The sequence below is a fragment of the Streptomyces sp. DH12 genome (assembly GCF_020873895.1).
Lineage (GTDB): Bacteria > Actinomycetota > Actinomycetes > Streptomycetales > Streptomycetaceae > Streptomyces.
The window spans coordinates 1-441 of the sequence record NZ_JAHWGT010001166.1 but is presented as its reverse complement, the minus strand read 5'-3'; the positions used below and the strand labels follow the sequence as shown (position 1 = coordinate 441).

General features: G+C 75.1%; 1 protein-coding gene. It reads left to right on the top strand.

The genetic code is table 11. The features are described 5' to 3' along the window. A partial coding sequence (locus LPA54_RS39065; protein ID WP_306806635.1) for a glycerol-3-phosphate dehydrogenase C-terminal domain-containing protein occupies positions 1-243 on the top strand: 243 nt, incomplete at its 5' end. Between the last annotated feature and the right edge of the window lie 198 nt (positions 244-441).

Below are 441 nucleotides of genomic sequence, written 5' to 3'. Positions count from 1 at the left end.
CTGGAGGACGTGCTGACCCGGCGCACCCGCATATCCATCGAGACGTTCGACCGGGGCACGCGCAGCGCACGCGAGGCCGCCGAGCTGATGGCGCCCGTGCTGGGCTGGGACAGCGGCCAGATCGACCGCGAGGTGCAGCACTACGAGAAGCGGGTGGAGGCCGAGCGGGAGTCGCAGCGGCAGCCCGACGACCTGACCGCGGACGCGGCCCGGCTCGGGGCGCCGGACATCGTGCCGCTGTAGTCCGGGCGACGGCTCGTCCCCCAGGCCACGGGGCGGTTGCCCGGCGCGCCCGGGGACGTGACTCGGCCATTCGTGCGGCCGGGGACTCAACTCGGCCATGATCGCGGCCGGTTCGGGACCTGCGGCGTGCGAGGGCTCAGGGCCCCCGCGCCCCTGCCGACCTGGGCGACGAAGCGTCAGGTCGGCCCACCTGTGACC